24 protein-coding genes, 1 other RNA gene and 4 pseudogenes are annotated in these 26,043 nt (G+C 67.4%); 20 read left to right on the top strand and 9 right to left on the bottom strand.

What is annotated here, in order from left to right:
- The first annotated feature begins 44 nt into the window (after positions 1-44).
- From LRS08_RS01675 to LRS08_RS01640, 8 genes are all read left to right on the top strand, one after another.
- Entirely contained in the window at positions 45-1,109 is a 1,065-nt protein-coding gene (locus LRS08_RS01675) for a cysteine desulfurase family protein (RefSeq protein ID WP_260481634.1), read from the top strand.
- Positions 1,106-2,200 (top strand): cysteine desulfurase family protein, encoded by a 1,095-nt coding sequence (locus tag LRS08_RS01670; RefSeq protein WP_260481254.1) that lies wholly within the window; start codon positions 1,106-1,108, stop codon positions 2,198-2,200. The genes LRS08_RS01675 and LRS08_RS01670 overlap by 4 nt, the downstream gene beginning before the upstream one ends.
- Entirely contained in the window at positions 2,197-2,532 is a 336-nt protein-coding gene (locus LRS08_RS01665; RefSeq protein ID WP_257845175.1) for a 2Fe-2S iron-sulfur cluster-binding protein, read from the top strand. Before LRS08_RS01670 ends, LRS08_RS01665 begins: the two co-directional genes overlap by 4 nt.
- Positions 2,529-3,386 carry a class A beta-lactamase gene (gene bla, locus LRS08_RS01660; protein ID WP_260481253.1) on the top strand — a complete coding sequence of 286 codons (858 nt, stop codon included), beginning with the start codon at positions 2,529-2,531 and terminating at the stop codon, positions 3,384-3,386. Before LRS08_RS01665 ends, bla begins: the two co-directional genes overlap by 4 nt.
- Before the next feature lie 34 nt (positions 3,387-3,420).
- An RNA gene (gene ffs / locus LRS08_RS01655) (signal recognition particle sRNA small type) lies at positions 3,421-3,519 on the top strand.
- A gap of 42 nt (positions 3,520-3,561) precedes the next feature.
- A complete protein-coding gene (locus LRS08_RS01650; RefSeq protein ID WP_257845177.1) occupies positions 3,562-5,184 on the top strand; it encodes a DNA polymerase III subunit gamma/tau in 1,623 nt (540 codons plus the stop codon).
- Positions 5,181-5,504: a YbaB/EbfC family nucleoid-associated protein gene (locus tag LRS08_RS01645; RefSeq protein WP_224920576.1), complete on the top strand. Its 324-nt coding sequence runs from the start codon at positions 5,181-5,183 to the stop codon at positions 5,502-5,504. The genes LRS08_RS01650 and LRS08_RS01645 overlap by 4 nt, the downstream gene beginning before the upstream one ends.
- A gap of 79 nt (positions 5,505-5,583) precedes the next feature.
- Entirely contained in the window at positions 5,584-5,868 is a 285-nt protein-coding gene (locus tag LRS08_RS01640) for a hypothetical protein (RefSeq protein ID WP_257845179.1), read from the top strand.
- Between the two features lie 93 nt (positions 5,869-5,961).
- Here LRS08_RS01640 and mtgA read toward each other — a convergent pair whose 3' ends face one another.
- The 3 genes from mtgA to LRS08_RS01625 form a co-directional block, all read right to left on the bottom strand.
- Positions 5,962-6,771, bottom strand: coding sequence for a monofunctional biosynthetic peptidoglycan transglycosylase (mtgA, locus tag LRS08_RS01635; protein ID WP_257845180.1), 810 nt, complete (start codon positions 6,769-6,771; stop codon positions 5,962-5,964).
- Positions 6,772-6,788: 17 nt separating this feature from the next.
- On the bottom strand, positions 6,789-7,694 hold the full coding sequence (gene rpoH, locus LRS08_RS01630) for an RNA polymerase sigma factor RpoH (RefSeq protein WP_257845181.1): 906 nt from the start codon (positions 7,692-7,694) through the stop codon (positions 6,789-6,791).
- Positions 7,695-7,776: 82 nt separating this feature from the next.
- Positions 7,777-8,724 (bottom strand): RluA family pseudouridine synthase, encoded by a 948-nt coding sequence (locus LRS08_RS01625; protein WP_260481252.1) that lies wholly within the window; start codon positions 8,722-8,724, stop codon positions 7,777-7,779.
- Positions 8,725-8,742: 18 nt separating this feature from the next.
- Here LRS08_RS01625 and LRS08_RS01620 point away from each other — a divergent pair, with 18 nt between their 5' ends.
- Positions 8,743-9,135, top strand: coding sequence for a M67 family metallopeptidase (locus LRS08_RS01620; RefSeq protein WP_260481251.1), 393 nt, complete (start codon positions 8,743-8,745; stop codon positions 9,133-9,135).
- 4 nt (positions 9,136-9,139) lie between these two features.
- Here LRS08_RS01620 and LRS08_RS01615 read toward each other — a convergent pair whose 3' ends face one another.
- A complete protein-coding gene (locus tag LRS08_RS01615) occupies positions 9,140-10,414 on the bottom strand; it encodes a serine hydrolase domain-containing protein (RefSeq protein ID WP_257845183.1) in 1,275 nt (424 codons plus the stop codon).
- A gap of 121 nt (positions 10,415-10,535) precedes the next feature.
- On the opposite strand from LRS08_RS01615, the gene LRS08_RS01610 reads away from it, so the two are divergent.
- The 3 genes and pseudogenes from LRS08_RS01610 to LRS08_RS01600 all read left to right on the top strand — a co-directional run bounded on the left by LRS08_RS01610 (position 10,536) and on the right by LRS08_RS01600 (position 12,726).
- Positions 10,536-11,180, top strand: a complete 645-nt coding sequence (locus LRS08_RS01610; RefSeq protein ID WP_257845184.1) for a histidine phosphotransferase family protein — start codon at positions 10,536-10,538, stop codon at positions 11,178-11,180.
- Positions 11,180-12,125 (top strand): annotated as a pseudogene (locus LRS08_RS01605) (rhodanese-related sulfurtransferase). The gene LRS08_RS01610 and the pseudogene LRS08_RS01605 overlap by 1 nt, the downstream one beginning before the upstream one ends.
- The gene (locus LRS08_RS01600) at positions 12,118-12,726 is read left to right on the top strand and encodes a glutathione S-transferase (RefSeq protein WP_257845523.1); all 609 of its coding nucleotides are present in this window, start codon (positions 12,118-12,120) and stop codon (positions 12,724-12,726) included. Before LRS08_RS01605 ends, LRS08_RS01600 begins: the two are co-directional and overlap by 8 nt.
- On the opposite strand, the gene LRS08_RS01595 is transcribed toward LRS08_RS01600, so the two are convergent.
- The 3 genes from LRS08_RS01595 to LRS08_RS01585 all read right to left on the bottom strand — a co-directional run bounded on the left by LRS08_RS01595 (position 12,727) and on the right by LRS08_RS01585 (position 15,666).
- Positions 12,727-13,104: a hypothetical protein gene (locus LRS08_RS01595; protein WP_257845186.1), complete on the bottom strand. Its 378-nt coding sequence runs from the start codon at positions 13,102-13,104 to the stop codon at positions 12,727-12,729.
- A 214-nt stretch (positions 13,105-13,318) separates the two neighbouring features.
- On the bottom strand, positions 13,319-14,542 hold the full coding sequence (locus LRS08_RS01590) for an RtcB family protein (RefSeq protein WP_257845187.1): 1,224 nt from the start codon (positions 14,540-14,542) through the stop codon (positions 13,319-13,321).
- Between the two features lie 161 nt (positions 14,543-14,703).
- Entirely contained in the window at positions 14,704-15,666 is a 963-nt protein-coding gene (locus LRS08_RS01585; RefSeq protein WP_260481250.1) for an AlpA family transcriptional regulator, read from the bottom strand.
- Between the two features lie 259 nt (positions 15,667-15,925).
- On the opposite strand from LRS08_RS01585, the gene LRS08_RS01580 reads away from it, so the two are divergent.
- The 8 genes and pseudogenes from LRS08_RS01580 to LRS08_RS01545 all read left to right on the top strand — a co-directional run bounded on the left by LRS08_RS01580 (position 15,926) and on the right by LRS08_RS01545 (position 24,392).
- A complete protein-coding gene (locus LRS08_RS01580) occupies positions 15,926-18,235 on the top strand; it encodes a chemotaxis protein CheA (protein ID WP_257845189.1) in 2,310 nt (769 codons plus the stop codon).
- Positions 18,232-18,663: a chemotaxis protein CheW gene (locus tag LRS08_RS01575; RefSeq protein WP_257845190.1), complete on the top strand. Its 432-nt coding sequence runs from the start codon at positions 18,232-18,234 to the stop codon at positions 18,661-18,663. Before LRS08_RS01580 ends, LRS08_RS01575 begins: the two co-directional genes overlap by 4 nt.
- Positions 18,664-18,737: 74 nt before the next feature.
- Positions 18,738-19,106, top strand: coding sequence for a response regulator (locus LRS08_RS01570; protein ID WP_257845191.1), 369 nt, complete (start codon positions 18,738-18,740; stop codon positions 19,104-19,106).
- Between the two features lie 13 nt (positions 19,107-19,119).
- Positions 19,120-20,177 (top strand): annotated as a pseudogene (locus LRS08_RS01565) (chemotaxis protein CheB).
- Positions 20,177-21,037: a protein-glutamate O-methyltransferase CheR gene (locus LRS08_RS01560; RefSeq protein ID WP_257845192.1), complete on the top strand. Its 861-nt coding sequence runs from the start codon at positions 20,177-20,179 to the stop codon at positions 21,035-21,037. The pseudogene LRS08_RS01565 and the gene LRS08_RS01560 overlap by 1 nt, the downstream one beginning before the upstream one ends.
- 54 nt (positions 21,038-21,091) lie before the next feature.
- Positions 21,092-21,799: an N-acetylmuramoyl-L-alanine amidase gene (locus LRS08_RS01555; RefSeq protein ID WP_257845193.1), complete on the top strand. Its 708-nt coding sequence runs from the start codon at positions 21,092-21,094 to the stop codon at positions 21,797-21,799.
- Positions 21,799-23,199 carry an NAD(P)H-hydrate dehydratase gene (locus LRS08_RS01550; RefSeq protein WP_260481249.1) on the top strand — a complete coding sequence of 467 codons (1,401 nt, stop codon included), beginning with the start codon at positions 21,799-21,801 and terminating at the stop codon, positions 23,197-23,199. Before LRS08_RS01555 ends, LRS08_RS01550 begins: the two co-directional genes overlap by 1 nt.
- Positions 23,196-24,392, top strand: coding sequence for a class I SAM-dependent RNA methyltransferase (locus LRS08_RS01545; protein ID WP_257845194.1), 1,197 nt, complete (start codon positions 23,196-23,198; stop codon positions 24,390-24,392). The genes LRS08_RS01550 and LRS08_RS01545 overlap by 4 nt, the downstream gene beginning before the upstream one ends.
- Here the strand turns inward: LRS08_RS01545 and truA are convergent.
- Positions 24,389-25,130 (bottom strand): annotated as a pseudogene (gene truA, locus LRS08_RS01540) (tRNA pseudouridine(38-40) synthase TruA). The gene LRS08_RS01545 and the pseudogene truA sit on opposite strands and share 4 nt — an antisense overlap.
- Positions 25,127-26,038 (bottom strand): annotated as a pseudogene (gene fmt / locus LRS08_RS01535) (methionyl-tRNA formyltransferase). Before fmt ends, truA begins: the two co-directional pseudogenes overlap by 4 nt.
- Positions 26,039-26,043 lie beyond the last annotated feature (5 nt).

Raw genomic sequence — 26,043 nt, 5'->3', positions numbered from 1 at the left:
GCTATATAGTCCGCACGCCCCGACAAGCAATTGGAACGGTTCCCCTGACTGACCGCATCTATCTCGACCATGCCGCGACCACCCCGATGCTGCCGGAGGCGATTGCCGCGGTGGAGGAAGGGATGCGTCGCTGGGCCAATCCATCCTCGCCGCATGCCGAAGGGCGCGCGGCGCGTGCGGCGCTGGAGGATGCGCGGGCGCGGATCGCGGCGGCCTATGGCTGGGCGCATGAGGTGGTGCTGACCAGCGGAGCGAGCGAATCGCTGTATCTGGCGCTGCGCCGGTCGATGGCGGAGCGGCGGTTGATCACTGCGGTCGAGCATGATGCGGTGCTGCGCCATTCGGAGGGCGCGAAGGTGCTGCCGGTCCTGAGCGACGGGACGCTGAACCTCGATGCGCTGCGCGACGCGATCGGGCCGGGGGTGCTGCTGTGCGTGCAGCGGACCAATAGCGAGACCGGGGTGATTCAGCCGATCGAGGCGATCGGGCAGATCGTGAAGGCGGCGGGCGGCATCCTGTTGGTCGATGCGGCGCAGATGCCGGCGCGGGCGTCGGCGGCGGTGCTGCGCCATGCCGATCTGGTCGCGGTCTCGGCGCACAAGCGCGGCGGACCGCCGGGGATCGGCGCGTTGTTCGTGCGCGACTTTGCCAAGCTGTTGCCGATGGGCGGGCAGGAAAAGGGCTATCGCGCGGGGACCGAGAATCTGCCCGGAGCGCTGGGTTTTGCCGCGGCGGTGGAGGTGCCGGAGGAGATGGACCGGCTCTACACGCTGCGCGCGCGGCTGGAGGCGGCGTTGCCGGGCGTCGAGGTGGTGGGCGCGGCGAATTCGCGCAGCCCGCTGATCGGCGCGTATCGCATGCCGGGCGTGTCGTCGGCGGCGCAGCTGATCCGGTTCGACATGGCGGGGATTTCGGTGTCGGCGGGGAGTGCCTGCGCCTCGGGAAGCCTGCGCCCGAGCCATGTGATGAGCGCGATGGGCTGGGATGAGCCGGCGCTGCGTGAGGTGGTGCGGGTGAGTTTCGGGCGCGGCACGACCGAGGCGGAGGTCGATGCCTTCGCCGCAGCTTGGTGCGACATCGCCGACGAAGCGCGGGCGCGGGCGGCATGATCTATCTCGATTATCAGGCGACCACGCCGCTGGCGCCCGAGGCGCGCGACGCGATGCTGCCCTGGCTGGGCGACGATTTCGCCAATCCGCACTCGGCGCATGCCGCGGGGCGCAAGGCCAAGGCGGCGGTCGAGGTGGCGCGCGCGGCGGTCGCGGGGCTGATGCCGGATGGCGGCACGGTGAGCTTCACCAGTGGCGCGACCGAGGCGCTGAACTGGGCGATCAAGGGCAGCAGCGGCGGGATCGTGACGATCGCCACCGAACATGCCGCCGTGCTCGACACGGTGGCGGCGGAGGCGCGGCGCGGGCGCGAGGTGACGGTGTTGCCGGTCGGGCCAGAGGGGCTGATCGACCTCAACGCCGCGCGCGCGGCGATCGGGCCGGGTACGGGACTCGTCGCGGCGATGCTGGTCAATAACGAGATCGGGGTGATCCAGCCGGTCGAGGAGATTGCCGAACTGGCCAAGGCGGCGGGCGCGTTGATGCTGGTCGATGCGGTGCAGGGCTTCGGGCGGGTCGCGATCCCAGATGGCGTCGATCTGGTCGCGGTGTCGGCGCACAAGATCCACGGGCCGAAGGGCGTGGGGGCCTTGTGGGTGCGCGACGGCGTCGAAATTGAGCCGCTGCTGCATGGCGGCGGGCAGGAGCCGGGCGGTCGGTCGGGGACGTTGTCGCCTGCACTTTGCGCGGGGTTCGGGGCGGCGGCGGCGCTGGCCAAGCAGCGGTTCGGCGCGGATCGCGCGCATGTCGCGCAGCTGTTTCGGGCGGGGTTTCAGGCATTGGGCAGTGCGGGGTGGACGCTCAACGGGTCGAAGGATGAGCGCTATCCGGGCAATCTCAACCTGCGCTATCCGGGGCTGGACGTCGCGCGGTTGATGTCGGAGCTGCGCGACATCGCGTTTTCGGCGGGATCGGCCTGCGCCAGCGGATCGGGACGGCCGAGCCATGTGTTGAAGGCGCTGGGCCTGAGCGATGCCGAGGCGCGGTCGAGCATCCGGCTTGGGTTCGGCCGGTACACGAGTGAGGAGCAATTGTTGGACGCCATCCAGCGCATCGATGCCGCAGCGCGCGCCCAAAGGATCGCGGCATGATCCGGGTGCGGTTCCTGACCCCCGAGGGCGATCTGGCGGTCGAGGCAGAGGCCGCAGCGGGCGACCGGCTGCTCGAGATCGGCCAGGCGCGGGGCATGCCGCTGGAGGGGACGTGCGAGGGACAGATGGCCTGCTCCACCTGTCACGTCATCGTCGCGGCGGAGGATTTCGTCCGGTTGCCGCGCGCGAGCGAGGAGGAGGAGGATATGCTCGACCTTGCCGTGGGTGCAAGCCGGACCAGCCGATTGTCGTGCCAGATCGTGCTGACCCACGAGCTGGACGGGCTTACAGTCAGCCTGCCTTCAGAACATCGCGATATGCAGGGACGATGATGATGACGACTCGCCGTACCGTGATTGCGGGCGCCGCCGCGCTCGCCGCCGCTCCCGCCTTTGCGCAGAAGATCGGGCCGTTCGACCGCATCCGTGCCGAGACCGGCGGGCGGCTGGGGCTGGCTGTCTATGACAGCGGTACCGGGCGACGCTATTCGGACGGGGCCGAGGCGCGGTTCGCGATGTGCTCGACCTTCAAGGTGCCGCTGGTTGCTGCGGTGCTGGCGCGGGTGGATCGCGGCGAACTCGACTTGTCGCGTGAGATCCGTTTCGGCGAGGCCGACCTGCTCGACTATGCGCCAGTGGTGCGCGCGAACCTGGCCAAGGGGGCGCTGTCGATCGAGGTGCTGTGCGAAGCTGCGGTGGTGATGAGCGACAACAGCGCCGCGAACCTGTTGTTCGGGCAGATTTCAGGACCGCGCGGGCTGACCAAGTTCGTCCGTGACGCGGGCGATCAGCTCACCCGGTCGGACCGCGACGAGCCGTCGCTCAACAATGTCCGTAATGGCGAGGTGCGCGATACGACGACGCCCGAGGCAATGCTGTGGCTGATGAACCGGCTGCTGCTCGGCGATGTCCTGTCGCCCGCGTCGCGCGCGAAGCTGATCGGCTGGATGGAAGCATCGCCGACCGGCAAGGACCGGCTGCGCGCCGGGCTGCCCAAGAGCTGGCGGGTCGGGGACAAGACCGGGACGAGTGGCGAGGGTTATTTCAACGACATCGCGATCGCGACCCCGCCGGGGCGCAAGCCGATTCTGATCGCCTGCTACCTCGATGCGCCCGGGCTGGATTCGGCCAAGGCGAATGCGGCGCACGCGAAGGTCGGGGAGTTGATCGGGGCGCTGTTCGCCTGAGATTGCAATCCGCGTCAGCTTCCCCCATATGCGCCGCGGGAGTCGGGCGGACGATGCCGTCGCCAACCCGGTCAGATCCGGAAGGAAGCAGCCGTAACGATTTTCGTGTCGGGTCGTCCCGGCTCCCACCTTCCCCACATGACGTGACCGCCCGGAGCCGCTAGGGTCTTCCGCAATGTCCGATTCACTTCTTGGCCTCGACGAACCGCCCCAGCCGCGGGACAGCGTGTATCGCGTGCTCGCGCGCAAATACCGGCCGCAGACCTTTGCCGAGCTGATCGGCCAGGATGCGATGGTGCAGACGCTGGGGAATGCGATCAAACGCGACCGGCTGGCGCATGCATTCCTGCTGACCGGGGTGCGCGGGGTGGGCAAGACGTCGACCGCGCGGTTGATCGCCAAGGCGCTGAACTGCATCGGCCCGGACGGGCAGGGCGGGCCGACAATCGACCCGTGCGGGGTGTGCGAGCCATGCCGCGCCATCGCCGAGGGGCGGCATATCGACGTGATCGAGATGGACGCCGCCAGCCATACCGGCGTCGACGATGTGCGCGAGATCATCGACGCATCGCGCTATTCGTCGGTGTCGGCGCGGTACAAGATCTACATCATCGACGAAGTGCACATGCTGTCGAAGAACGCGTTCAACGCGTTGCTCAAGACGCTGGAAGAGCCGCCGGGGCATGTGAAGTTCCTGTTCGCGACGACCGAGGTGCAGAAGGTGCCGGTGACGGTGCTGTCGCGCTGCCAGCGGTTCGACCTGCGGCGGATTCCCGCCGAGAAGCTTGCCGCGCATTTCGGCGAGGTGGTCGAGAAGGAAGGCGCGCAGGCCGAGCCCGAGGCGCTGGCGATGATCGCGCGCGCGGCGGAAGGGTCGGCGCGCGACGGGCTGTCGATCCTGGATCAGGCGATTGCGCATGCCGGCATGGAGGGCGGGGCGGTCACGGCGGATGCGGTGCGCGACATGCTGGGCCTGTCGGATCGCAATGCGATCCGCGAGCTGTTTACCCAAGTGATCGCGGGCGACGCGGCGGGCGCGCTGGCGGCGCTGCGCGGACAATATGATCTGGGCGTCGATCCGCAGGCGGTGCTGAAATCGCTGTTGGAGACCGTGCATCGCGTGACACTGGCGAAGCTCGGCAATGACGTGATTCCGGGGCAGGCGGCGGAGGAGCGGGCGGCGCTCGCCGAATGGGCGGGGAAGCTCGGCTTTCCGGCGCTGCACCGGCTGTGGCAGCTGCTGCTCAAGGGGCATGACGAGGTGATCCGCGCCGCGCTGCCGATCGAGGCGTGCGAAATGGCGCTGTTGCGCGTGATCCATGCATCGACCCTGCCCGATCCGGGCGAGCTGGCGCGCAAGATCGCCGAGGGTGCGCCGATGGGCGGGCCTGGCCCCGCCGCAACCCCGAGCGCGCCGGCCGAGGCGCCCGCTCCGCGTACCATGGCCGAGCTGGTCGAGCGGCTGGCGGCGGCGCATGAGGTGCATCTTGCGGCGCGGGTGCGGAACCTTGTCCGCCCGATCCGGTTGGAGGAGCCGGTGATCGAGGTCAGCAGCCAGGGACTCCCCGCCGATCTCGTCCATGATTTCGAGAGCGCGTTGCGGCGCGTGCTCGGCAAGCGCTGGTCGCTGCGCGTCACCGATGCGCCTGGCCAGCCGACATTGAATGAAGAACGCGCGGCGCTCGAGGCGGCGGAGCGCGATGCCGTGCTGGCATCGCCCGTGGTCGCCGCCGCGCTCGAAGCATTTCCGGACGCCGAGCTGATCGGCTGGACCCGCGACAACAGGAGGTTTGGGTGAAAAGTATCGAAGACATCATGGCGATGGCGCAGAACGTCCAGAACGAGCTGACCAAGGCGCAGGCGAACCTCGACGGGATCGAGGTCGAGGGTGCATCGGGCGGCGGACTGGTCAAGGTCAAGGCGAGCGCCAAGGGCCGGATCATCGGCGTCGATATCGACGAATCGCTGCTCGCGCCGTCGGAAAAGCAGATGCTGGAAGACCTGGTCGCGGCCGCGCTCAACGATGCGCGAGCCAAGGCGGATGCGGCGGCGTCAGCGGAAATGTCGAAGCTTTCCAGCGGCATCCCGCTGCCGCCGGGGTTCAAGCTGCCGTTCTGAACATCCTGAACATTTCACAACGGGAACAATGATTTGGTCCACTGCGTTGGGCCGCCAATGTTCCTTTGGGAGATGAGACATGGCTGAAGAACGGATTGTCGAGCGCACCGATGGCGTGACTGCGGAACGCGTGACCGAGCGTGGCGGTGGCACGACGGTGATCGAGCGGCGCGGCGGTGGCGGCGGGTTGATCCTCGGCATCATCGCGCTGGTGATCGTCGTGGTCGGTGCCTTCTACTTCCTCAGCAACAATTCGGAGACCCGCAAGGACGCGGCGATCACCGAGGCGGCGCAGGCGGTCGGCGACACGGCGGAAAAGGCCGGCGACGCGATCGACAAGGCAGTTCCGACCGAAAAGAAATAAGACTCGTTCGCCCCCGATGTGTAGGGGTGTCCGTAGGGAGGGTGTGCCGGTGGACTGACGTTTGCCACTTCGGCGATCCGTCATGCCCTCTCCCTACCGCAAACAGGCGTCCAGCCCGTCGCGCTGGACAACGCCGATGCGGGCGGTGATCGAATTGCCGTAGCGGCGGGTGAAGCCCTTTGGCGCGACACCCGCGCGTTTCTTGGGCAGCGGCAGGACGGCGGCGATGCGTGCGGCTTCGGCGCGGGTCAAATTGCCCGCACCCTTCTTGAAATAGCGCCGCGCGCCGGCCTCGGCGCCATAGGTGCCGATCCCGGTCTCCGCGACGTTGAGATAGACTTCCATGATCCGGCGCTTGCCCCAGATCGTTTCGATCAGAACCGTGAACCACGCCTCCAGCGCCTTGCGGAAATAGCCGCCGCCCTGCCACAGAAACACGTTCTTCGCGGTCTGCTGGCTGATCGTCGATCCGCCGCGCAGCACTTTCCCGCCCTTGGCATTGCGCAGCATCGCGGCGGCCATCGAATCATAGTCGAAACCGGAATGGGTACAGAAGCTGCTGTCCTCCGCCGCGATCGCGGCGCGCGCCATGTCGGCGTCGATGCGCGACAGGGGCACCCATTTCTTGGTCACGCCATGGCCGGAAAAGACATCGCCCATCATCGTCAGGGTGAAGGGCGGGGGCACGAAGCGGTAGAGCGTGACCATCGCCACCGACGCGACGACGAAGGCGAGCGCGCCCTTGAACAGCCAGCCGATGATGCGGCGGGCGATCGGCTTGCGGGGTTTTGCGGGCTTCACGGGCTGAATGCCGATTCCGTCGAGATGATCGAGGTCGGGGAGCGGACGCGCGCCGAGCGGTTCCGGGCGCGGTGCGCCCGTTGCGTCGTTGCGATCGTCCATCCGCCCCCCGCCCGAGCTTACATCGCGGGAAGCAAGCGGCGGTCGCCCGCCAGGCGCATCATCGCCTTTTGCAGCTTTTCGAACGCGCGCACCTCGATCTGGCGGACGCGCTCGCGGCTGACGCCATAGACCTGGCTCAGCTCTTCGAGCGTCTTGGGATCGTCGGTCAGGCGGCGTTCGGTCAGGATGTGCTGCTCACGCTCATTGAGCTCGTCCATCGCCTCGACCAGCATCGAGTGGCGGACATCGGCCTCCTGCGCTTCGGCCACGACCTCGTCCTGCAGGGCGCTGTCGTCCTGCAGCCAGTCCTGCCACTGGCTCTCGCCATCCTCGCGCATCGGCACGTTGAGCGACGTGTCGCCGCCCATCGCCATGCGGCGGTTCATCGACGTGACCTCTTCCTCGGTCACGCCCAGATCGTGCGCGATCTTGGCGAGATGCTCGGGCTTGAGATCGCCGTCCTCGAACGCGTCGAGCTTCGCCTTCATCCGGCGCAGGTTGAAGAACAGCTTCTTCTGCGCGGCGGTGGTGCCCATCTTCACGAGCGACCAACTGCGCAGGATGAATTCCTGGATCGAGGCGCGGATCCACCACATCGCATAGGTGGCGAGGCGGAAGCCGCGATCGGGCTCGAACTTCTTCACGCCCTGCATCAGGCCGATATTGCCTTCGGAAATCAGTTCGCTGACCGGCAGGCCATAGCCGCGATAGCCCATCGCGATCTTCGCCACGAGGCGCAGATGCGAGGTGACCAGCTGCGCGGCCGCTTCGGGGTCGCCATGCTCCTGAAAGCGCTTCGCGAGCATATATTCCTGCTCGGGCGCGAGGATCGGGAACTTCTTGATCTCCGCGAGGTAGCGGTTGAGGCTCGCCTCACCACCGAGAGCGGGGATCGTCGCCGGGACGTTGCTTCCGCTGGCCATGGTCACTTTACTCCCTTTCTTGTGGCTTCCCCCTGTAGCGGCAGGGATGCCGGTCGACCCTCCATCCGGACGGGTCAGATACTTATACGATAAGGTTATCCATCAGTTCCTGCATGTCCGCAGGCATTTCGCTATCGAACGCCAAAGCGTGGCTATTGATAGGATGGATGAACCCCAACCGGGCCGCGTGCAAGGCCTGGCGCCGGAAACCCATGGTTTCCAATACCCCCCGGTGTTCTTTTTTCGTTCTACCATAAACCGGGTCGCCAATCAACGGATGACCGATCGACGCCATGTGCACGCGCACCTGATGCGTTCGGCCGGTTTCGAGCCGGCATTCGACCAGAGCGGCCTCGTACAGCGGCTTCACCAGCGTCCAGTGAGTGACCGCGCGCTTGCCGCCCGGCTGGATGGCGATCTTCTTGCGGTTTTGCGGCGAACGCGCAAGCGGCGCGTCGACGGTTCCGCCTGACGCTTTCGGTCGGCCCGCGACGATCGCCTGGTAGCGGCGGTCGATCGAATGGTCCTTGAACTGGCGGGCGAGGCCGACATGTGCACGATCGGTCTTGGCCGCGACCATCAGGCCCGACGTGTCCTTGTCGATCCGATGCACGATGCCCGGCCGCGCGACCCCGCCGATCCCCGACAGACTGCCCTGGCAGTGATGCAGCAGCGCGTTGACGAGCGTGCCGTCGAAATTGCCCGCCGCCGGGTGGACGACGAGGCCGGCCTGCTTGTCGATCACGATCAGATGTTCGTCCTCATAGACCACGTTGAGGTCGATCGCCTGCGCCTCGTTATGCGCGGGTTCGGGTTCGGGGACGACGAGCGTGAACAGCGCCCCGCCGGGCGCCTTTTTCTTGGGATCGCGGATCAGGCCGTCGGGGCCGGTGACGTTGCCGGTGGAGATCAGCGCCTTGATCCGCTCACGCGAAAGCGTGGGGAGCGCATCCGCCAAAGCCCGGTCGAGCCGCCAGCCATCTGCCGCATCCGCGATCCGCGCTTCGAGTGTGGAAACCCCCCGGTTCATTGCGCTACGCAGATGGGCATGGGTTTGCGGATTTCAAGCTGTGTTATTGCACTAATTCAGCGCGCAGCGGCGGAGGCCGCGCCGCTGGAGGCGTGCGGGCTGTTGTTCGGGTCCGACGGGGTCGAGCGGGCGAGTGTCGCGGCCAATGTGGCGGACGACCCGGCGCGGCGGTTCGAGATCGACCCGGCGGCGCTGATCGCGGCGTTGAAGGCTGAGCGGGCGGGCGGGGAGCGCGTGATCGGATACTGGCATTCGCACCCCTCGGGCGATGCGACGCCGTCCGCTACGGACGCGGCGATGGCGGCGGCGGATGGGAAGATCTGGGTGATCGTCGCCGGCGAAGCGCTGACCGCGTGGCGCGCGGGGGCGAGTGGGCTGCATGGGCGGTTTGAACGGGTTGAACTCACGTGAGTCTTCAATCCCCCTTCGGCCCGAGATAGTCCGCGCCGTACACCGCCTTGCGAATATCGGTGTGCAGCGTCGTGTCGAACGGGAAAGTCTGGACGAAGAACACCACCGCCATGTTGTTGGCGGGATCGACCCAGAACAATGTCGTCGCCGCGCCGTCCCAGAAGAATTCGCCGACCGCGCCGCGGTTGCGATCCGGCGTGGCGGGGCGGGCGGTGCGGACGGCGAAGTTGACGCCGAAGCCGCCGTCGATCTTGCCCATCAGCCATTCGCGTTCCTTGATCGCCGGGTCGAGCATGTCGGTCGCCATCAGCCGGATCGTCGCGGGCTTCAGGATACGCGCGCCGTCGAGCTCGCCGCCGTTCAGCAGCATCCGGGCAAAGCGCATATAATCGTCGATCGGGGCGACGATGCCCGCGCCGCCCATCGTCAGCGGGACACCGGGGAAGTTGCGCTCGCGCATCTGGGTGTCGGGCTGGCGGACGAGCCCGCCGCCCTGCTTGATATAGGTCGCGGCAAAGCGCGGGAGGCGGTCCATCGGCTGGTGCCAGGCGGCTTCGCGCATCTTGAGCGGGTCGAAGACATGCTTCTGGACATAGTCGGTGAACTTCATGCCGCTGAGGCGCTCGACCAGCAGCGCCTGAACATCGACCCCGGCGCTGTAGTGCCATTCGGTGCCGGGTTCGGACAGCAGCGGCACCTTCGCCAGACGGCGGCCGAATTCGGCCAGCGTATTCTGTGCATTGAGCGGGTCGGCGGCGACGAACGCCTTGTGCGCCTCGGTCGGGCCGGGACCATAGGCAAAGCCGGCGGTATGGCGCAGCACGTCGCGAATCGTGATCGGGCGGCTCGCGGCGCGCCACAGCGGCTTGCCATCGGGGCCGGTGCCGTCCTGCACCTGCATGTTCGCGAAGTCAGGGAGGTAGCGGGCGAGCGGATCGTCGAGCCGGAACTTGCCCTGTTCCCATAGCTGCATGAGGGCAACGCCGGTGACCGGCTTGGTCATCGAATAGATCTGGACCAAAGTATCGCGCGCGAACGGGCGGCTCGCCTCCCGGTCGGCCACCCCGCGCGTGGCGAAATGCACCTCGCGCCCGTCCTTCCACACCAGCACCGACCCGCCTACCGCGCGGCCGTCCGCGACCATCTGCGTGAGCATCGCGTCGATGCGCTTGGTGTCGAGCTTGACCGCATCGGCCGGCGCGGCGCGGGTCTGGGCGAGCGCGGGGGCCGCCGGGATCGCAAGGGTCAGTGCCGTCAACGCTGTCAGCATATGCCGCATTCAGTCTCTCCCACGTCTGTTTGCGGCGGACGCTAGCCGCGATTGGTCCAGTTGCGAAGAGGGTGTGCTTGCAGCGGCGGCGCGGGTGCGCCAAAGGGGGCGAGGAGCAATGGGAGCATCCATGAACATCTCGCCGACCGACTTTGCCAGCCTGCTCTGCTCGCGCCTGTGCCATGACCTGCTGAGCCCGGTGGGCGCGCTCAACAACGGGCTGGAATTGCTGGCGGACGAGCATGACCCGGAGATGCGCGCGCGCTGCCTGGAGCTGCTCGCGGAGAGCGCGAAGGCGAGCGCGAACAAGCTGAAGTTCTTCCGTCTGGCGTTCGGCGCGGCAGGCGGGTTCGGCGACACCGTCGACACGCGTGAGGCGCAGGCGGCGATCGACGGGCTGTTCGGCGACAACCACCGCGTGTCGATCGGCTGGATGGTCGAGGATCCGGTGCTGCCCAAGCAAGTAATCAAGGTGCTGCTCAATCTCGCGCTGATCGGCGGCGATGCGCTGGTGCGCGGCGGGCAGTTGGATATCGGTGCCGAGGCGCGCGACGACATGGTCGAGATCGTGGTGCGGGCCGAGGGGCCGCGCATCGTGCTGGACGGCGAGCTGCGCGGCGCGCTGAGTGGCGATACCGGCGATTCGCCGGTGACCCCGCGCGCGGCGGCGGCGTATCTCGTGCATCAGCTGGTGACGCAGGGCGGGGGCGAGCTGCAGGTATCGCCGCCCGACGCCGATGTGCTGCTGTTTGGGGCAGCGTTCAAGGTCAGCTGATGAGCGAAGTCCGCGTCGCGGCGCTGTATCAATTCACCCGGTTCGACGATCCGGCGGCCATTCGTGGTCCGCTGCTGGAGCTGTGCGTCGCGCAGGGGGGTGAAGGGCACGTTGCTGCTGGCGCGCGAGGGAATCAACGGGACGATCGCGGGCAGCGATGCGGCGATCGACGCGGTGCTGGCGCATATCCGGGCGCTGCCCGGTTGCGCGGATATCGACGTCAAATTCTCGCACGCTGCCGTGATGCCGTTCCACCGGATGAAGGTGCGGCTGAAGCGCGAGATCGTGACGATGGGGCAGCCGGACATCGATCCGCTGGCCGGCGTCGGCCATTATGTCGCGCCGACCGAGTGGAACGACCTGATCGCCGATCCCGACACGGTGCTGATCGACACGCGCAACGATTATGAGGTCGCGATCGGCACCTTTCGCGGGGCGATCGACCCGCAGACGCGCAGCTTCAGCGAGTTTCCCGACTGGTTCCGCGCCAAGCGCGCGGAGATCGAGGCGGAGGGGCGCACGCCCAAGATCGCAATGTTCTGCACCGGCGGTATCCGCTGCGAGAAATCGACCGCGTTCGCGCTGAGCGAGGGGGTCGAGCAGGTGTTTCACCTCAAGGGCGGCATCCTCGCCTATCTCGAACAGGTGCCGCAGGACGCCAGCTTGTGGGACGGCGAGTGCTTCGTGTTCGACGAACGGGTAGCGGTGAAGCACGGGCTTGAGCTCGGCGACCATGTCCTGTGCCGGGCGTGCCGCATGCCGGTGAGCCCGGACGCGCGGGCGTCCGCGGACTATGTCGAGGGCGTAAGCTGCCCGGCCTGTGTCGGCACCCGCACGCCGGAACAGCGCGCCAGCTATGCCGAGCGGCATCGTCAGGCGCTGCTGGCGCAGGGGCGGGGCGAGGCGCATATCGGCGCGGTCTTCCCGGAGCGTGACGCTGACTGACCCGATCCTCTACAGCTTCCGCCGCTGCCCCTATGCGATCCGGGCGCGGCTGGCGCTGGCGGTGAGCGGGATCGCGGTCGAGCATCGCGAGGTGCGCTTGCGCGACAAGCCGGCGGAAATGCTGGCGGCATCGCCCAAGGGGACGGTGCCGGTGCTGGTGCTGCCCGACGGCCGCGTGATCGACGAGAGCCTAGACATCATGCACTGGGCACTGGCGCGGAACGATCCCGAGAACTGGCTGACGGGCGATGATGTTGAGCTGATCGCGGCGAATGATGGGCCGTTCAAGCATCACCTCGACCGGTACAAATATCCTGAACGGTTCGCGGCAGATGACGTGGATCACCGCGCGGCGGGGCTGGCGATTTTAGGGGATCTGGAAGCGCGGCTGGTCGAGCGGGCGTATCTGGGCGGGGAGCGGTTCGGACTGGCCGACGCGGCGATCCTCCCGTTCGTGCGGCAATTCGCCGCGGTGGACCGGGTGTGGCTCGTGGCGCAGGAGCTGCCGCGCGTGCAGGCATGGCTGGCGGCGTTTGTCGGGTCGGGGCTGTTAGAGGGAGTGATGGTGGTGCGGGAGGTTTGGGACAATGCAAAACGCTGACTAGGCCCCACCAATGTAGACAGCGTTCGACGGTGGCGGTGGCCGGAACTCCCAGCCCAACGCCGCTACGGTCGCTTTTGCGGTGTCGCGAATTTGCTCCCAAATGGGGTGCGCGATTAATGCGTCTTCGGTCCAGAAGTCGGCGTTGCTCTCGCCACTGTTCGCCAAAAGAAGATCGCCAAGTGCCTGAAGTGTCACACGGCCTTCAGCGGGCAGTTCGGCTTCGTACCCGGCAATGCCGTACAAGGCATCTTCGAGGTCGAGAGCTAGCTCGTCTGCCTTGCATACGAAATCGGGAAACAGCGCAAGTTGCACCTGCGCGGGATGCGCAAGTGCCAGAACAGCGCGCTCTAGTCTTTCCCATCGCCAGCTTTCCATGAGGCCAATCTAAGCCATCAGTTCCGGCCGGACAATTGGGTGGCGCATCCCGTCTAGCCCTCTCCCGCTTGCGGGAGAGGGTTGGGTGAGGGTCTTCTTTCTTCCTTTCCGGCTTTGGGTGACAAAGAAGAACAGGAAGAAGACCCTCCCCCAACCCCTCCCGCAAGCGGGAGGGGCTAAGAAGAAGGAAGGCGAGGGGCAGGGCTGGTGAAACTCACCCCTTCACATTCACCACCTGCCGCAGTCGGTGGCGGATGCGCACCAGATCCTGTTGCGCGTCCATCACCGCGCCGATGTCCTTGTAGGCGGCCGGGCTTTCGTCCAGCACGCCTTCGTCCACCCGCGCCTCGATGCCCTGCATCGCGGCCTTGTGGTCCTCCAGGCTGATCAGCTTCTTGGCCTGTCCGCGCGACATCACCCGACCGGCGCCGTGCGAGCAGGAGCAGAAGGACTCGGCGTTGCCCAGCCCCTCGACGATGAAGCTGCCCGTGCCCATCGATCCGGGGATGATCCCCAGCTCGCCCTCGCGCGCGCTCACCGCGCCCTTGCGGGTCACCCACACCTGCTCGCCGAAATGGACTTCCCGGGTCGCGTAATTGTGGTGGCAGTTGATCGCGGCCTTGTCGGTCTTGAAGCCGGGGGCGTGCTTGCGCAGCGCCTCCAGCACCCGGACCATCATCAGCTCGCGGTTGGCCATCGCGTAATCCTGCGCGAAGTGCATCGCTTCGATATAGTCATCGAACAGCTGCGACCCCTCGGTCAGGAAGGCGAGATCCTTGTCGGCGAGATGGAAGTCGAGCGTCTCCTTCACGATCGCCTCTTTGGCGGCGTTGATGAAGTAGGTCCCGATCCGGTTCCCCGTGCCGCGCGATCCCGAGTGGAGCATCACCCACACGCGTTGCTCTTCATCGAGGCATATCTCGATAAAGTGGTTCCCCCCGCCCATCGACGCGAGCTGGTCGCTGGTCTTGCCGTCCACCTTGGGATGCCTGGCGACGATCTTGCGCCAGCGGTCCTCGAACCGGTCGTACCAGGCGCGCGAAACGCTGTTCGGCGTGCTCGCCCAGCCACCCTTGGCGTGGTTGGCCGACTGGTTCGACTCCATCCCCTTGGGCACGGCCCGCTCGATCTCGGCACGCAGCGCGGCGAGATTGTCGGGCAGCTGGCTGGCGGTGAGCGAGGTGCGCACCGCCATCATCCCGCAGCCGATGTCCACGCCCACCGCAGCGGGCACGATCGCCCGCTGGGTCGCGATCACCGAACCGACCGTCGCGCCCATGCCCCAATGGACATCGGGCATCCCCGCCACATGGCGGAAGATGAACGGCAGCGAGGCGACGTTGCGCAGCTGCTGCATCGCGCCGGCCTCGAACGGACCGGCGCTGTCCCACAGCTTGAGCGGCGCGTGATGCGTCTGGTGAACGGAAAACTGGGTCATCGGTAGGTTCCTTCTAGGGGAAGGGACGCCGATTCAGGGGACCAATTGAGCGATGGTGCCGATGAAGCTGCGCCCCGGCGGGCACAGCTTGCCCGCGGGTCAGGTCGTCAGGTTGACGACGCCTCGGTTAAGGATTGCGGGCTTGCTCATGGTGCGAGGCTTTAACCGATTTGGGTGCGATCCGAAAGGGTCGAAATCTGACGCCAGGGGCGGGGGCGTCCAAGGACATGGTCGAGCGCGGTACAACCAAGGCCGCAGCGATGCCGCTCAACGCGGGAAAAGAGCGTGGCGGTGCGGCCAGCAACCAGCTCCAGTGCCTCGATATAGGCGGGGCTGGTCAGGAACTTGTCCGACCCGCGTACCCCGGTGCCGCGCCGCTCGAACAGCTCTGCATGCGCCGTATCGCTGACGATGCGATAGACGGTAGAGCGCGACACGCCGAGCATGCGGGCAAGGTCGGGCAGGGGGATGAAGGCCCGTTCGCAATCGGCGGGCATCGTGTCGGCGCGCGCAAAGGGGGCGCTGCCCTCGGGCCGGCTGTTCAGATGAACCACGCTGGTCGTGCAGACGAAGTGGATCAGCAGCAGTTCGGCAAAGCGCAGGTCGAAATGTTTCGACGTCCCGGCCATGATGAGGAACAGGTCGAGCGCGGCGAGGATGCAACTATTGTCGCAGGTGCCCGCCCCGAGCGATCCGGGGTCGGTCGCGCCCAGCGCCTCCATCGTCGCGGCGGCGCGGCGCAGGCGGCGGCCCAGTTCCACGCACCAGATCGCGAGTTCGGCGCGCATCGGCACGGACAGCGATACGCCCCCGCTTGCGCCAATCTCCATCCAGTCGAGTTCGGCCATTTTCTGCACGTTGCGCCGGACGGTTTCGAACGGGAGGTCGAGGGAATTGGCGATCGCGTTGATCGACGGCCCGCGCGTCACCGGCAGACCGCGCATCTCGCGGTCGATCAGGTCGCGGGTGACGGAGATCAGTACCGGAACGCAGACCATGCGTGCCCGGGACAGCTCGGGAGGCAGCCTGGCCCCAAGGTCGAGCGTCGCGGCAAAGACTTCCTCCCCGACGACACGGGTGACGAGTCTGCAATTGAGACGCATTGCGTCAAGTCTGGTTGGCATCCGGTCCCCCCGAAGAACCAATAGGCCGGGCCGGGCGGGACGCGAAACCTGTTGATTGCATTTTGGGTAGGGCAATTGAACGTGCGTCGATATTCCGGGATTCTACGCATTAACTTTGCACGGGATTCGAAAATTTCGTTTCGTTTCCGTTTTATACTTGGCGTGGCGTTTGCGCATTTTTGAGGGGTGGCACGGGGTGCATCCTAACCACCTGTTAACCGTCCCGATGCCATCACCGCAGGAACGTGTGGGGGCGCCCGTGGACGATCTGTTACAAGAATTCATTGCCGAGACGCGGGAAACGCTGGAGGCGCTGTCAGGTGAGATCGTCGCCTGGGAGGCACAGCCGCACGACCGCGAACGTCTCGACGCAATTTTTCGGTTCGTCCACACGGTCAAGGGAAGCTGCGGATTCCTGGATCTTCCGCGGCTCGCGCGGCTGAGTCATGCGGCTGAAGACGTGCTGGCGGATGTCCGCGCGGGCGAACGCGCTCCTGACCGGGCATTGGTCAATGCAGTGCTGGGCGTGGTCGACCGGATCGGCGAGATCGTCGAGGCGATCGACGCCGGCGCGGCACTGGACGATACCGGCGAAGATCTGCTGATCGCAGCGCTGGCCGGCGGGACTGCCGAAGTCGCGCAGCCCAGCGCTCCGGTGGCACAGCGCGCGCAGAGCCGCAGCGTGCGGCTGAACGTCGATCTGCTCGATCGGATGATGAGCGGCATGTCCGACATGGTGCTCGCGCGCAACGAGCTGTCGCGCCGCCTGCGCAGTGCCGAGGTCGATCCCCAGGTCGAGGCGGCGCTGGAGCGGATGTCGGCGACCGTCGCCGATCTGCGCGACACGGTGACGCGGACGCGGATGCAGAAGATCGACGCGCTGTTCTCCGCATTGCCCCGGATGGTGCGGGACACCGCGGCGGGGCTGGGCAAGTCGGTGCTGCTCCATGTCGAGGGCGCCGAAGTCGAGCTGGACCGCGAGATGATCGAGGTGCTGCGCGATCCGCTGGTCCATATCATCCGCAATTCGATCGACCATGGCATCGAACATCCGGTCGAGCGTCGTGCTGCCGGCAAGCGCGAGAATGGACGGCTGACCGTGTCCGCGCGGCAGTCGGGCAACCAGATCGTCGTCGAAGTGTCCGACGACGGGCGCGGCATCGATGTCGAGCGGTTGATCCGCAAGCTGGCCGATAACGGCCGCGACGAACGCGAGCTGCGGTCGCTGGGCGAACGCGCCAAGCTGGCGCTGATCTTTGAGCCGGGTCTATCGACCAAGGACGAAGTGACCGAGATTTCCGGGCGCGGCGTCGGCATGGACGTGGTCCGCGCCGCGATCGAGCAGATTGGCGGGCGGGTCGAACTGCACAACGATCCGGGCCGGGGTCTGCGCATCCTGATCCATGTCCCGCTGACCCTGTCGATCATCCCCACCATCGTGGTCGGTGCGGGTGGCCAGTCCTTTGCGATCCCGCGCCAGGCGATCGAAGAGATCGTCAGCGAGCGCAGCGACGCGATCCGCGTCGATCGCATCGGCAGCGCATGGGTGGTGACGCTGCGCGACCGTCGGCTGCCGATGATCGTGCTCGCCGACCAGTTGGGGCTGCAGCCGGTGCCTACGGGCACGCATCCGATGGTCGCGGTGGTGAGCATGGGCGAGGGCAGCTACGCGCTGCGCGTCGACGATGTGCTCGACAATGAGGAACTGGTGATCAAACCCGCGGCGCCTGCGATCATGGCTACCGGGATTTATGCCGGGCAGACACTGCCCGACAGTGGGTGTCCGATGCTGCTGCTCGATTGCGCCGGACTGGCGCGCGACGCCGGACTGCAGTTCGAGCGCGCGCGCGAGGTCGAGATCGAGGAAGAGGCCGAATTGCTCGATGACGGCGCGCTTGCCTTGGTGTTCACCGACCTTGACGGTGCGCGCCGCGCGGTGCCGCTGGAAGTCGTCGACCGGATCGAAAAGGTCGGGGCGGGGGCGATTCACCGCAGCGCGGGCCGCCTGCGCCTGACCATCGACGACCGCATCGTGCCGGTCGCGGCGGTCGAGGGTGCGGATCCCAAGCGTACCGGATCGATCCTGCGGCTGCGCGACGGGACGACCGAGATCGCCTACGCCATCGCCGAACCCGCCGATATCGTCGCGATGCCGGCCGAGATTTCACCCGCCAGCGTCCCCGGCCCGATTGCCGGCGTGGCGCTGATCGACGGCGACCCGGTCGAGATGCTCGATCCGATGTGGCTGTTCGGCGAGCATGGCGAGGAGGACGCCGACGAAGCCGCTGCACCCGTCTGTCTGCTGGGCGGTGGCGACACCGGCTGGCTGGGTACCTTTGTCCAACCGCTGCTGGAGAGTGCCGGCTATCGCGTCGTCACCGCGCTGGAACCGGGCGAGGCGGCGCAGGTCGTGCTGACGCTCGACGCCGAGCCCGAGCGCGCCGACGCAGCACCTGTTGTGCGGCTGCGCAGCCGCAAGCGCGGCGGGAATGACGGCAGCATTTATCGCTATGATCGCGAGGCGCTGCTCGGCGCGCTGGCCGATGTCGCGCGGGGAGGCGGACGATGAGCGAGCAACTCTATCTGATCGCGCATATCGCCGGGCAATCGGTGGCGATCGATGCCAACCAGGTCGAATCGGTGGTCGATATCGGCCATGTCGTCGCGGTGCCGCGCGCCGACAGCCATGTCCGCGGGCTCGCCGCGCTGCGCAGCCGGGTGGTGACGGTGATCGACACCCGCGCCGCGCTGGGCCTGGAGCCGGGCGAGAGTGTCGGTCGCGCGGTGATCACGCCTGTGGACGGCCATCATTATGCGATGCTGGTCGACGCGCTGGACGATGTCGCTCCGTTCGAACTTCAGCCGCTGGCGTCCGGCGTGCCGCTGTCCGGCATGTGGCAGCATGCGGGACGCGGGCTGATCGAGCGTGACGGCGAGCCGATCCTGACCATCGACCTGGCGGCACTGGTGCCGGGGCTGACTGCGCCGACCACGTGAGCAGGCATTAACGTCCTACTTACGTATTTCTTCCATAGTCGAGACAAGTTCCGCAGAACCGGGAAGCGTCACGTATGAAAACCTGCCTCGTCGTCGATGATTCCAAGGTGATCCGCAAGGTCGCGCGGCACATCCTCGAGACGCTGAACTTCGAAGTGCGCGAGGCCGGGGACGGTCGCGAGGCGCTTGAGGCGTGCCTGGAGGCATCGCCCGACGTGGTTCTGCTCGACTGGAACATGCCGGTGATGAGCGGAATGGATTTCCTGCGCGCGCTCAAGGACAGCGGCATCGCCGAGAAGCCGAAGGTGGTGTTCTGCACGACCGAGAACGGCATGGCCTATATCCGCGCCGCGATCGACGCGGGTGCCGACGAATATGTGATGAAGCCGTTTGACCGCGAGACGCTGGAGAGCAAGCTCCAGATCGTCGGCGTCGTCGCCTGAGGTAATCCATTCCATGTCTGGCAGCACCCTGGCGGCCGGCATCCAGCCGGATCCGCGCGACGATGTCGTTCGCATCCTGATCGTCGATGATTCAGCCGTCGCCCGTGCGGTGCTGGCCCGGATGATCGAGGGGATGCGCGGCTTTGCCGTGGTCGGGTCGGTCAGCAATGTCGCGGGCGCGCTCGCCTTTCTGGCGTCCAGCCGCGCGGACGTCATCCTGCTCGACCTGGAAATGCCCGGGGTACACGGCCTGACCGGCCTGCCCGACCTGTTGGTGGCGGGGCAGGGGGCGAAGGTGCTGGTCGTCTCATCCGCCGCCGAACGCGGTGCCGCTGCTGCCGTGCAGGCGCTGGCGCTGGGTGCCGCCGACACGCTGGTCAAGCCGGGCGTCGGCAGCTTTGCCGGCAAGTTCGCGAATACACTTGAAGAGCGGTTGACGCGCCTTACCGATCGCGGTGGCGAGCATATGGCTCCGAATGTCGCCCAGTCGATGGTGCCGCAGGAATTCGACATCGTCGCAGTCGGCGCATCGACCGGTGGCATCCATGCGCTGAGCCAGATGCTGCGCGCGATCCCGCCGAGCTTCGAGGTGCCGATCCTGGTGACCCAGCATTTGCCGGCGTCGTTCATGACCTATTTCGCCGCGCAGCTTGCGGTACTCGCCGGGCGTCCGTGCGAGGTCGCCGAGGATCATATGCGCGTTCGCCCCGGCCGGATGTTCGTTGCGCCCGGCCACGCTCATATCCGCTGCGTCCGCACCAGCGAGGGCGTCGGCATCCGCCTGAGCGACGAGCGTTCGGTCAGCGGGTGCATGCCGTCGGTCGATCCGATGCTGGAGTCGGTGGCAGAGGTCTATGGTCCGCGCGGACTGGGCGTCATGCTGTCGGGGATGGGGCGAGACGGTGCCATCGGCGCGCGCGGCCTGATCAATGCGGGGGAGCGCTGCTGGCGCAGGATCGCGCCAGCTCAGTCGTGTGGGGCATGCCCGGTGCGATTGCGGCGAGCGCGAGCGCAGTGTTGCCCCCCGACGAAATCGGGCGAATCGTCGCCAGCCACCGGCGTCCGCGCTGATGTCGGCGACTCAACCCTTTGCCTCTTCGGGCGCGATCAACGTGATCGGCGCGCTGTTGGAACAGCGCACTGGCCAGCAGATCGCGGCAAACCGCGCCTGGCGCATCGAGACCGCGCTGAAGGTCGTGCTGCGCGAACATGGGCTGGACAGCGTCGACCAGTTGATCGGTCGGCTGACCAGTTCGCGCACCGGGCCGCTGGCCGACGCGGTGGTCGATGCGCTGCTCAACAACGAAACCTCATTCTTTCGCGATGCCGGCGTCCTGGAGCTGATGGTCGAGGCTGCCGCTGCGATGGTCGCCGAGCAGCCGGGCCGCCGGTTGCGCATCTGGTCGGCGGGCTGTTCAACCGGGCAGGAGCCCTATTCGCTCGCGATGCTGTTCGAGGAGGCCTATGTCGCCCGCGGGCTTCCGATCCCCGAGATCGTTGCGACCGACGTGTCCGCCGCAACGGTCGAACGGGCGCGGTCCGGGCGTTTCTCGCAGTTCGAGATCCAGCGCGGGTTGCCGATCCGACGGATGATGACCTGGTTCGAGCAGGAGGGGCGCGAATGGGTTGTCCGCCCGGAACTGGCCCGCCGCATCCATTTCCGTCGCCACAATCTGGCGCAAGACCCCGCACCTCCGGGCAAGTTCGATCTCGTGCTCTGCCGCAACGTCCTGTTCTACTTCCCGCCGGCGATGCGCAGTCGCGCCTACCAGACGCTGCGTGGGGCGATCCGCGACGGCGGTGCCCTGTTGCTGGGGGCGGGCGAAACGGTGATCGGACAGACCGATGCATTCGTTCCGTGCAGCCTGATTCGCGGACTGTATCGCGCGGATTCTGCGCGTGAGATGCCGCTGGCCGCACGGGTCGGCTGACACCGGGGCTCAACCGGCTTGCGTTTCGGCGCGCATCGCCGCATCCCTCCGCATATGCAGGACCGGGCCGAGCTCAATATCATCGAGGCGCCTTCGCCCAATTTCAGCGACCGGCTCCTGCCGGTCAGCATGATCGTGCTGCACTATACCGGGATGCGCAGCGCCGAGGAGGCGATCGAGCGATTGCGCGATCCGGCCTTTGGCGTCTCCAGCCATTATCTGGTGGCCGAGGATGGGCAGATCGTCCGCCTGGTGCCTGAGGACAAGCGGGCCTGGCATGCCGGCGGTTCGCACTGGCGCGGCGTCACCGACGTGAATTCGGCTTCGGTGGGGATCGAGATCGTCAATCCCGGCCATGAATATGGCTATCGCCCTTATCCGGACGAACAGATCGAAGCGGTGATCCGGCTGGTCGCCGATATCAAGGATCGGTACGGCATCACGCGCGGCAATGTCGTCGGCCATTCCGACATCGCGCCGACCCGCAAGCAGGATCCCGGTGAGCTGTTCCCCTGGGGCAAGCTCGCGCGCCTGCGGCTGGCGCTGCCGCGCCCGACCAAGAATCTGATGGACCCCGGCTGGAGCGATGCGGGCTTCCTGCTCGCGCTCGAACGCTTCGGCTATGACGTGCGCGATCCGCTGGCGGCGACGGTGGCGTTCCAGCGGCGCTTTCGGCCCGAACTGATCGACGGCACGATCGATGCCGAATGCCGGATGCTGTTGCTCGCGCTGTTGCTGCCAAGACCGCAAGGCGAGGACTGATGTTTGGCAGTGTGCCCGCAGGGGCGCCGGTTCTGACCGCCGCTGCGATGCGCGTGGCGGAGGAATGCGCGATCGCCAAAGGGTCGAGCGTCACCGAATTGATGGAGCGCGCGGGGACGGGGGTCGCCGATTGGGTCCACCGACTGGCGGCGGGCAGCGAGGTGCTGATCCTGTGCGGGCCGGGCAATAATGGCGGCGATGGCTATGTCGCCGCGCGAGTGCTGGCGCAGCGGGGCGTGGCCGTGCGCGTGGTGGCGCTGGGGGAGCCGAAGACTGAGGCTGCGGGTGGGGCGCGGGCGGCCTGGAGCGGGCCGGTCGAATCGTTGTCGGGGGGCACGGCGGCTGCGCCCGTGCTGGTCGATGCGCTGTTCGGGACCGGTCTTGCGCGCGGGCTGGACCCCGCCTTGGCTGAGCTTGTGCAGCGACTGGTCGATCAGGCGCGGCTGTCGATCGCGGTCGATCTGCCGAGCGGAGTCGACACCGATGATGGCGCCGATTTCGGCCTGGCACTGCCGAACTTCGATGTGACGCTGGCGCTGGGAGCGCTCAAACCCGCGCATATGCTGCATCCGGGGGCGCAGCATAGCGGTGTGGTGCGGCTGGTCGAGATCGGGCTGGGTGTGGTCGAGGCACCGGTGCGGACGCTTGCCCGACCGGCGCTCGCAGCGCCTGGTGCACAGGCGCACAAATACAGCCGCGGGATGGTCGCGGTGGTTTCCGGCCCGATGCACGGCGCGTCGGAGCTGGCGGCGCGCGCGGCGTATCGCGCGGGGGCTGGCTATGTGCTGCTGCTGACCGGGGGACTTCCCAGCACGCCGCACGCCATCGTCCGCCAGCGGTGGAGCGCGGAGGCACTCGACGACACACGCATCGGCGCGGTGGTGATCGGGCCGGGGCTGGGCCGCGACGACCGGGCGCGGGAAAAGCTGGATGCTGCTTTGGCGAGCGATCGACCTCTGGTGATCGATGGCGATGCACTGCATCTGCTCGACCTCGCCGCGCTCAGGGATCGCGCTGCGCCGGTGGTGCTGACGCCGCACACGGGTGAGTTCGAAGCGCTGTTCGGCGCTGGGCCGGGGAGCAAGATCGACCGCGCGCAGGATGCCGCGCGGCGGGCCAACGCGGTTGTCGTGTTCAAGGGCGCGGACACGGTCATTGCTGCGCCCGATGGCCGTGCCAATGTTGCAGCAATCGGCAGCTCTTGGCTGTCGGTCGCCGGGACCGGCGATGTGCTCGCGGGGGCGATTGCCGCGCAACTGGCGAAGGGTAGCTGGGACCTGTTCGGCGCTGTCGGTGCGGGCGTGTGGCTGCATGGCGAGGCAGCGCGCATCCTCGACCGTTGTTTCCTCGCCGACGAACTGGCGGATGCGCTCCCGCACGCCTATGAGCGTGCGCGATGAATGATGACGAGATGATCGTGCGCGTCGCCGCGCGCGGGGACGGGGTGACAGCGGACGGCCGCCATGCCGCGCTGGCGGCACCCGGGGACCGGCTGCGCACGGATGGCAGCATCGAGCGCGGGCCACGCCATGCGGAGCCGCCGTGCCGTCATTTCCCCGAATGTGGCGGGTGCCAGCTCCAGCACCTCGACGACGCGGCCTATGCCGAATTCCTGACCATGCGGATTTCGGGCGCGTTGGCACAGCATGGCCTGACCGCCGAAATTCGCGCGCCGCTGCTGTCGCCGCCGCGCACCCGGCGGCGCGCGACGCTCCACGCCGAACGGCGCGGGCGGCAGGTGCATCTGGGCTTTACCGAACAGGCGAGCCACCGGCTGATCGACATCCAGCAATGCGAGATTCTCGATCCGTGGCTGTTCGCGCTGCTCCAGCCGCTGCGCGGGCTGCTCGCGTCGCATCTGCCCGCGAGCCGCCGGGTCAATGTCCATATGGCGCTGACCGATCAGGGGCCGGACATCCTGGTCGAGGGGCTGGTGACCGACAGTTTGAAGGCGGTCGAGGCAGTGACCGGTTTCGCGATGCGCCACGCGCTCGGCCGGCTCAGCGTCGATGACGGGCTGGGGCCGGAGGCGCGCTGGGAACCCGATCCGGCAACGGTGACGTTCGGCGGGGTCGCGGTCCCGTTCCCGCCCGCCAGCTTCCTCCAGGCGACGCCCGAGGGCGAGTCGGCGTTGGTCGGCGCGGTGCGCGAGGCAGTCGGTGGAGCGAAGTCGATCGCCGACCTGTTTGCGGGCCTCGGCACTTTCACCTTCGCGATGGACCCCAAGGCCAAGGTCTATGCGGGCGAGGGCGCGCGCGACGCGATCCTGTCATTGAAGGCCGCCGCCGGGCGGGCGCAGCGCCAGGTCTTCGCCGAGCATCGCGACCTGTTCCGCCGCCCGCTGACCGCGAAGGAACTCGACCTGTTCGACGCGGTGATCCTCGATCCGCCACGCGCGGGGGCAAAGGAACAGGCGGTCGAGCTGGCGGTGAGCAAGGCACCGGTGATCGCCTATGTCTCGTGCAATCCCGCGACCTTCGCGCGCGATGCCGAAGCGCTGGTCAAGGGCGGCTATCGGCTCGACTGGGTGCAGCCGGTGGGGCAGTTCCGCTGGTCGACCCATGCGGAGCTGGCGGCGCGGTTCAGCCGCTAAGGATAATCCGCCTTCACGAAATACAGCCCGTCCGACGGCGCGTTGAGGCCGAGCCGGGCGCGGTCCTTTGCCTCCAGCGCGGCGCGCAGGTCGTCGGCGCTCCACTGCCCGCGGCCGACCATCGACAGGCACCCGACCATCGACCGCACCTGATGATGCAGGAAGGATCGCGCCGAAGCGTGGATCGCGATCTCCTCGCCCGTCCGCATCACGTCGAGCCGGTCGAGCGACTTGAGCGGGCTGGCCGACTGGCAATGGACCGATCGGAAGGTGGTGAAATCATGCGTCCCCACCAGGATCTGCGCGGCATCGTGCATCGCGTCGGCGTCGAGCGGGTGGGGGGACGCGCCATTTCAGCCCCTTGTCGAAGGTCAGCGGCGCGCGGCGGGTGACGATGCGATAGACATAATGGCGCGCGATGCAGGAAAAGCGCGCATGCCAGTCGTCCGGCACCACCTCGCACGCCAGGATCGCGACCGGCACGGCGCGCAGATGCGCATTGAGCGCCTCCATCAGCCGGAACGGGGCGATGTCCTTTTCGATTTCGGTATGCGCGCGCATGCCGAGCGCATGGACCCCGGCATCGGTGCGCCCGGCGGCATGGACCAGCGCGTCCTCCCCGGTAATGCCGTGCAGCGCATCCTCGATCGCGCCCTGAACGCTGGGGCCGTGATCCTGATACTGCCAGCCCATGAAGGGGCGGCCGTCATATTCGATGGTCAGCGCAAAGCGGGTCACAGCCGGGTTCCGGGGGGAATCGGGAAGCCGTTGAGCAACTCGCGCGTGGTGACCACGCCGCGCCCGGCGCGCTGGACGAGGGTGGGGCGGATGGCTCCCGCTGGCGCAGGCGATGGTGAGGTCTCCGTCCATTACCATACCGTCACCCTGGCTTTCGCTGAGGTGGCGGACAGTAGCAGCCAGCACGCGGATGCGCTCGCCGGCAAACTCGAACCATGCACCGGGCGGATTGAACGCGAGGATCTGCCGCAGCACCGCGTCGGCGGGCTGGTCGAAGTCCAGCCGCGTCTCGGCCTTGTCGATCTTAGAGGCGTAGGTGACGCCATCCTCGGCCTGAGCCACCGCCGGATGTCCGTCAAAATCGGCCAGCACCTCCACCATCAGCCGCGCGCCCATCTCCGCCAGTTCGGCAGTCAGCTCGCCGGCAGTCTTGCCCGCAACCGGCGTGCGCCCCTCCAGCCGCACCGGGCCGGTGTCGAGCCCGGCCTCCATCTGCATGATCCCGACGCCGGTTTCCGCATCGCCTGCCAGAATCGCCCGCTGAATCGGCGCCGCACCGCGCCAGCGGGGAGGAGCGAGGCGTGGACGTTGAGGCAGCCCAGGCGCGGGGCCTCCAGCACGCTCACCGGCAGGATCAGTCCATAGGCGGCGACCACCGCGACATCGGCGTTCAGCGCGGCGAAGGCGGCGACGGCCTCCGCGTCCTTCTTGAACGACAGCGGCGTGCGGACTTCGATCCCCAGTTCCTCCGCGCGGGCGTGGACGGGGGAGGGAGTCAGCGCCTTGCCGCGCCGCCCGCCGGGGCGTAGCGGCTGACTGTACGCCGCGACGATAATATGGCCCGCCCCGACCAGCGCATTGAGGGTCGGCACCGCGAAATCGGGGGTGCCCATGAAGATGATCCGCATGGGGT

Source organism: Sphingomonas sp. J315 (assembly GCF_024666595.1).
Taxonomy (GTDB): Bacteria; Pseudomonadota; Alphaproteobacteria; order Sphingomonadales; family Sphingomonadaceae; genus Sphingomonas.
Note: the sequence above shows the minus strand (reverse complement) of the source record. Positions and strands in the feature narration are given on the sequence as shown.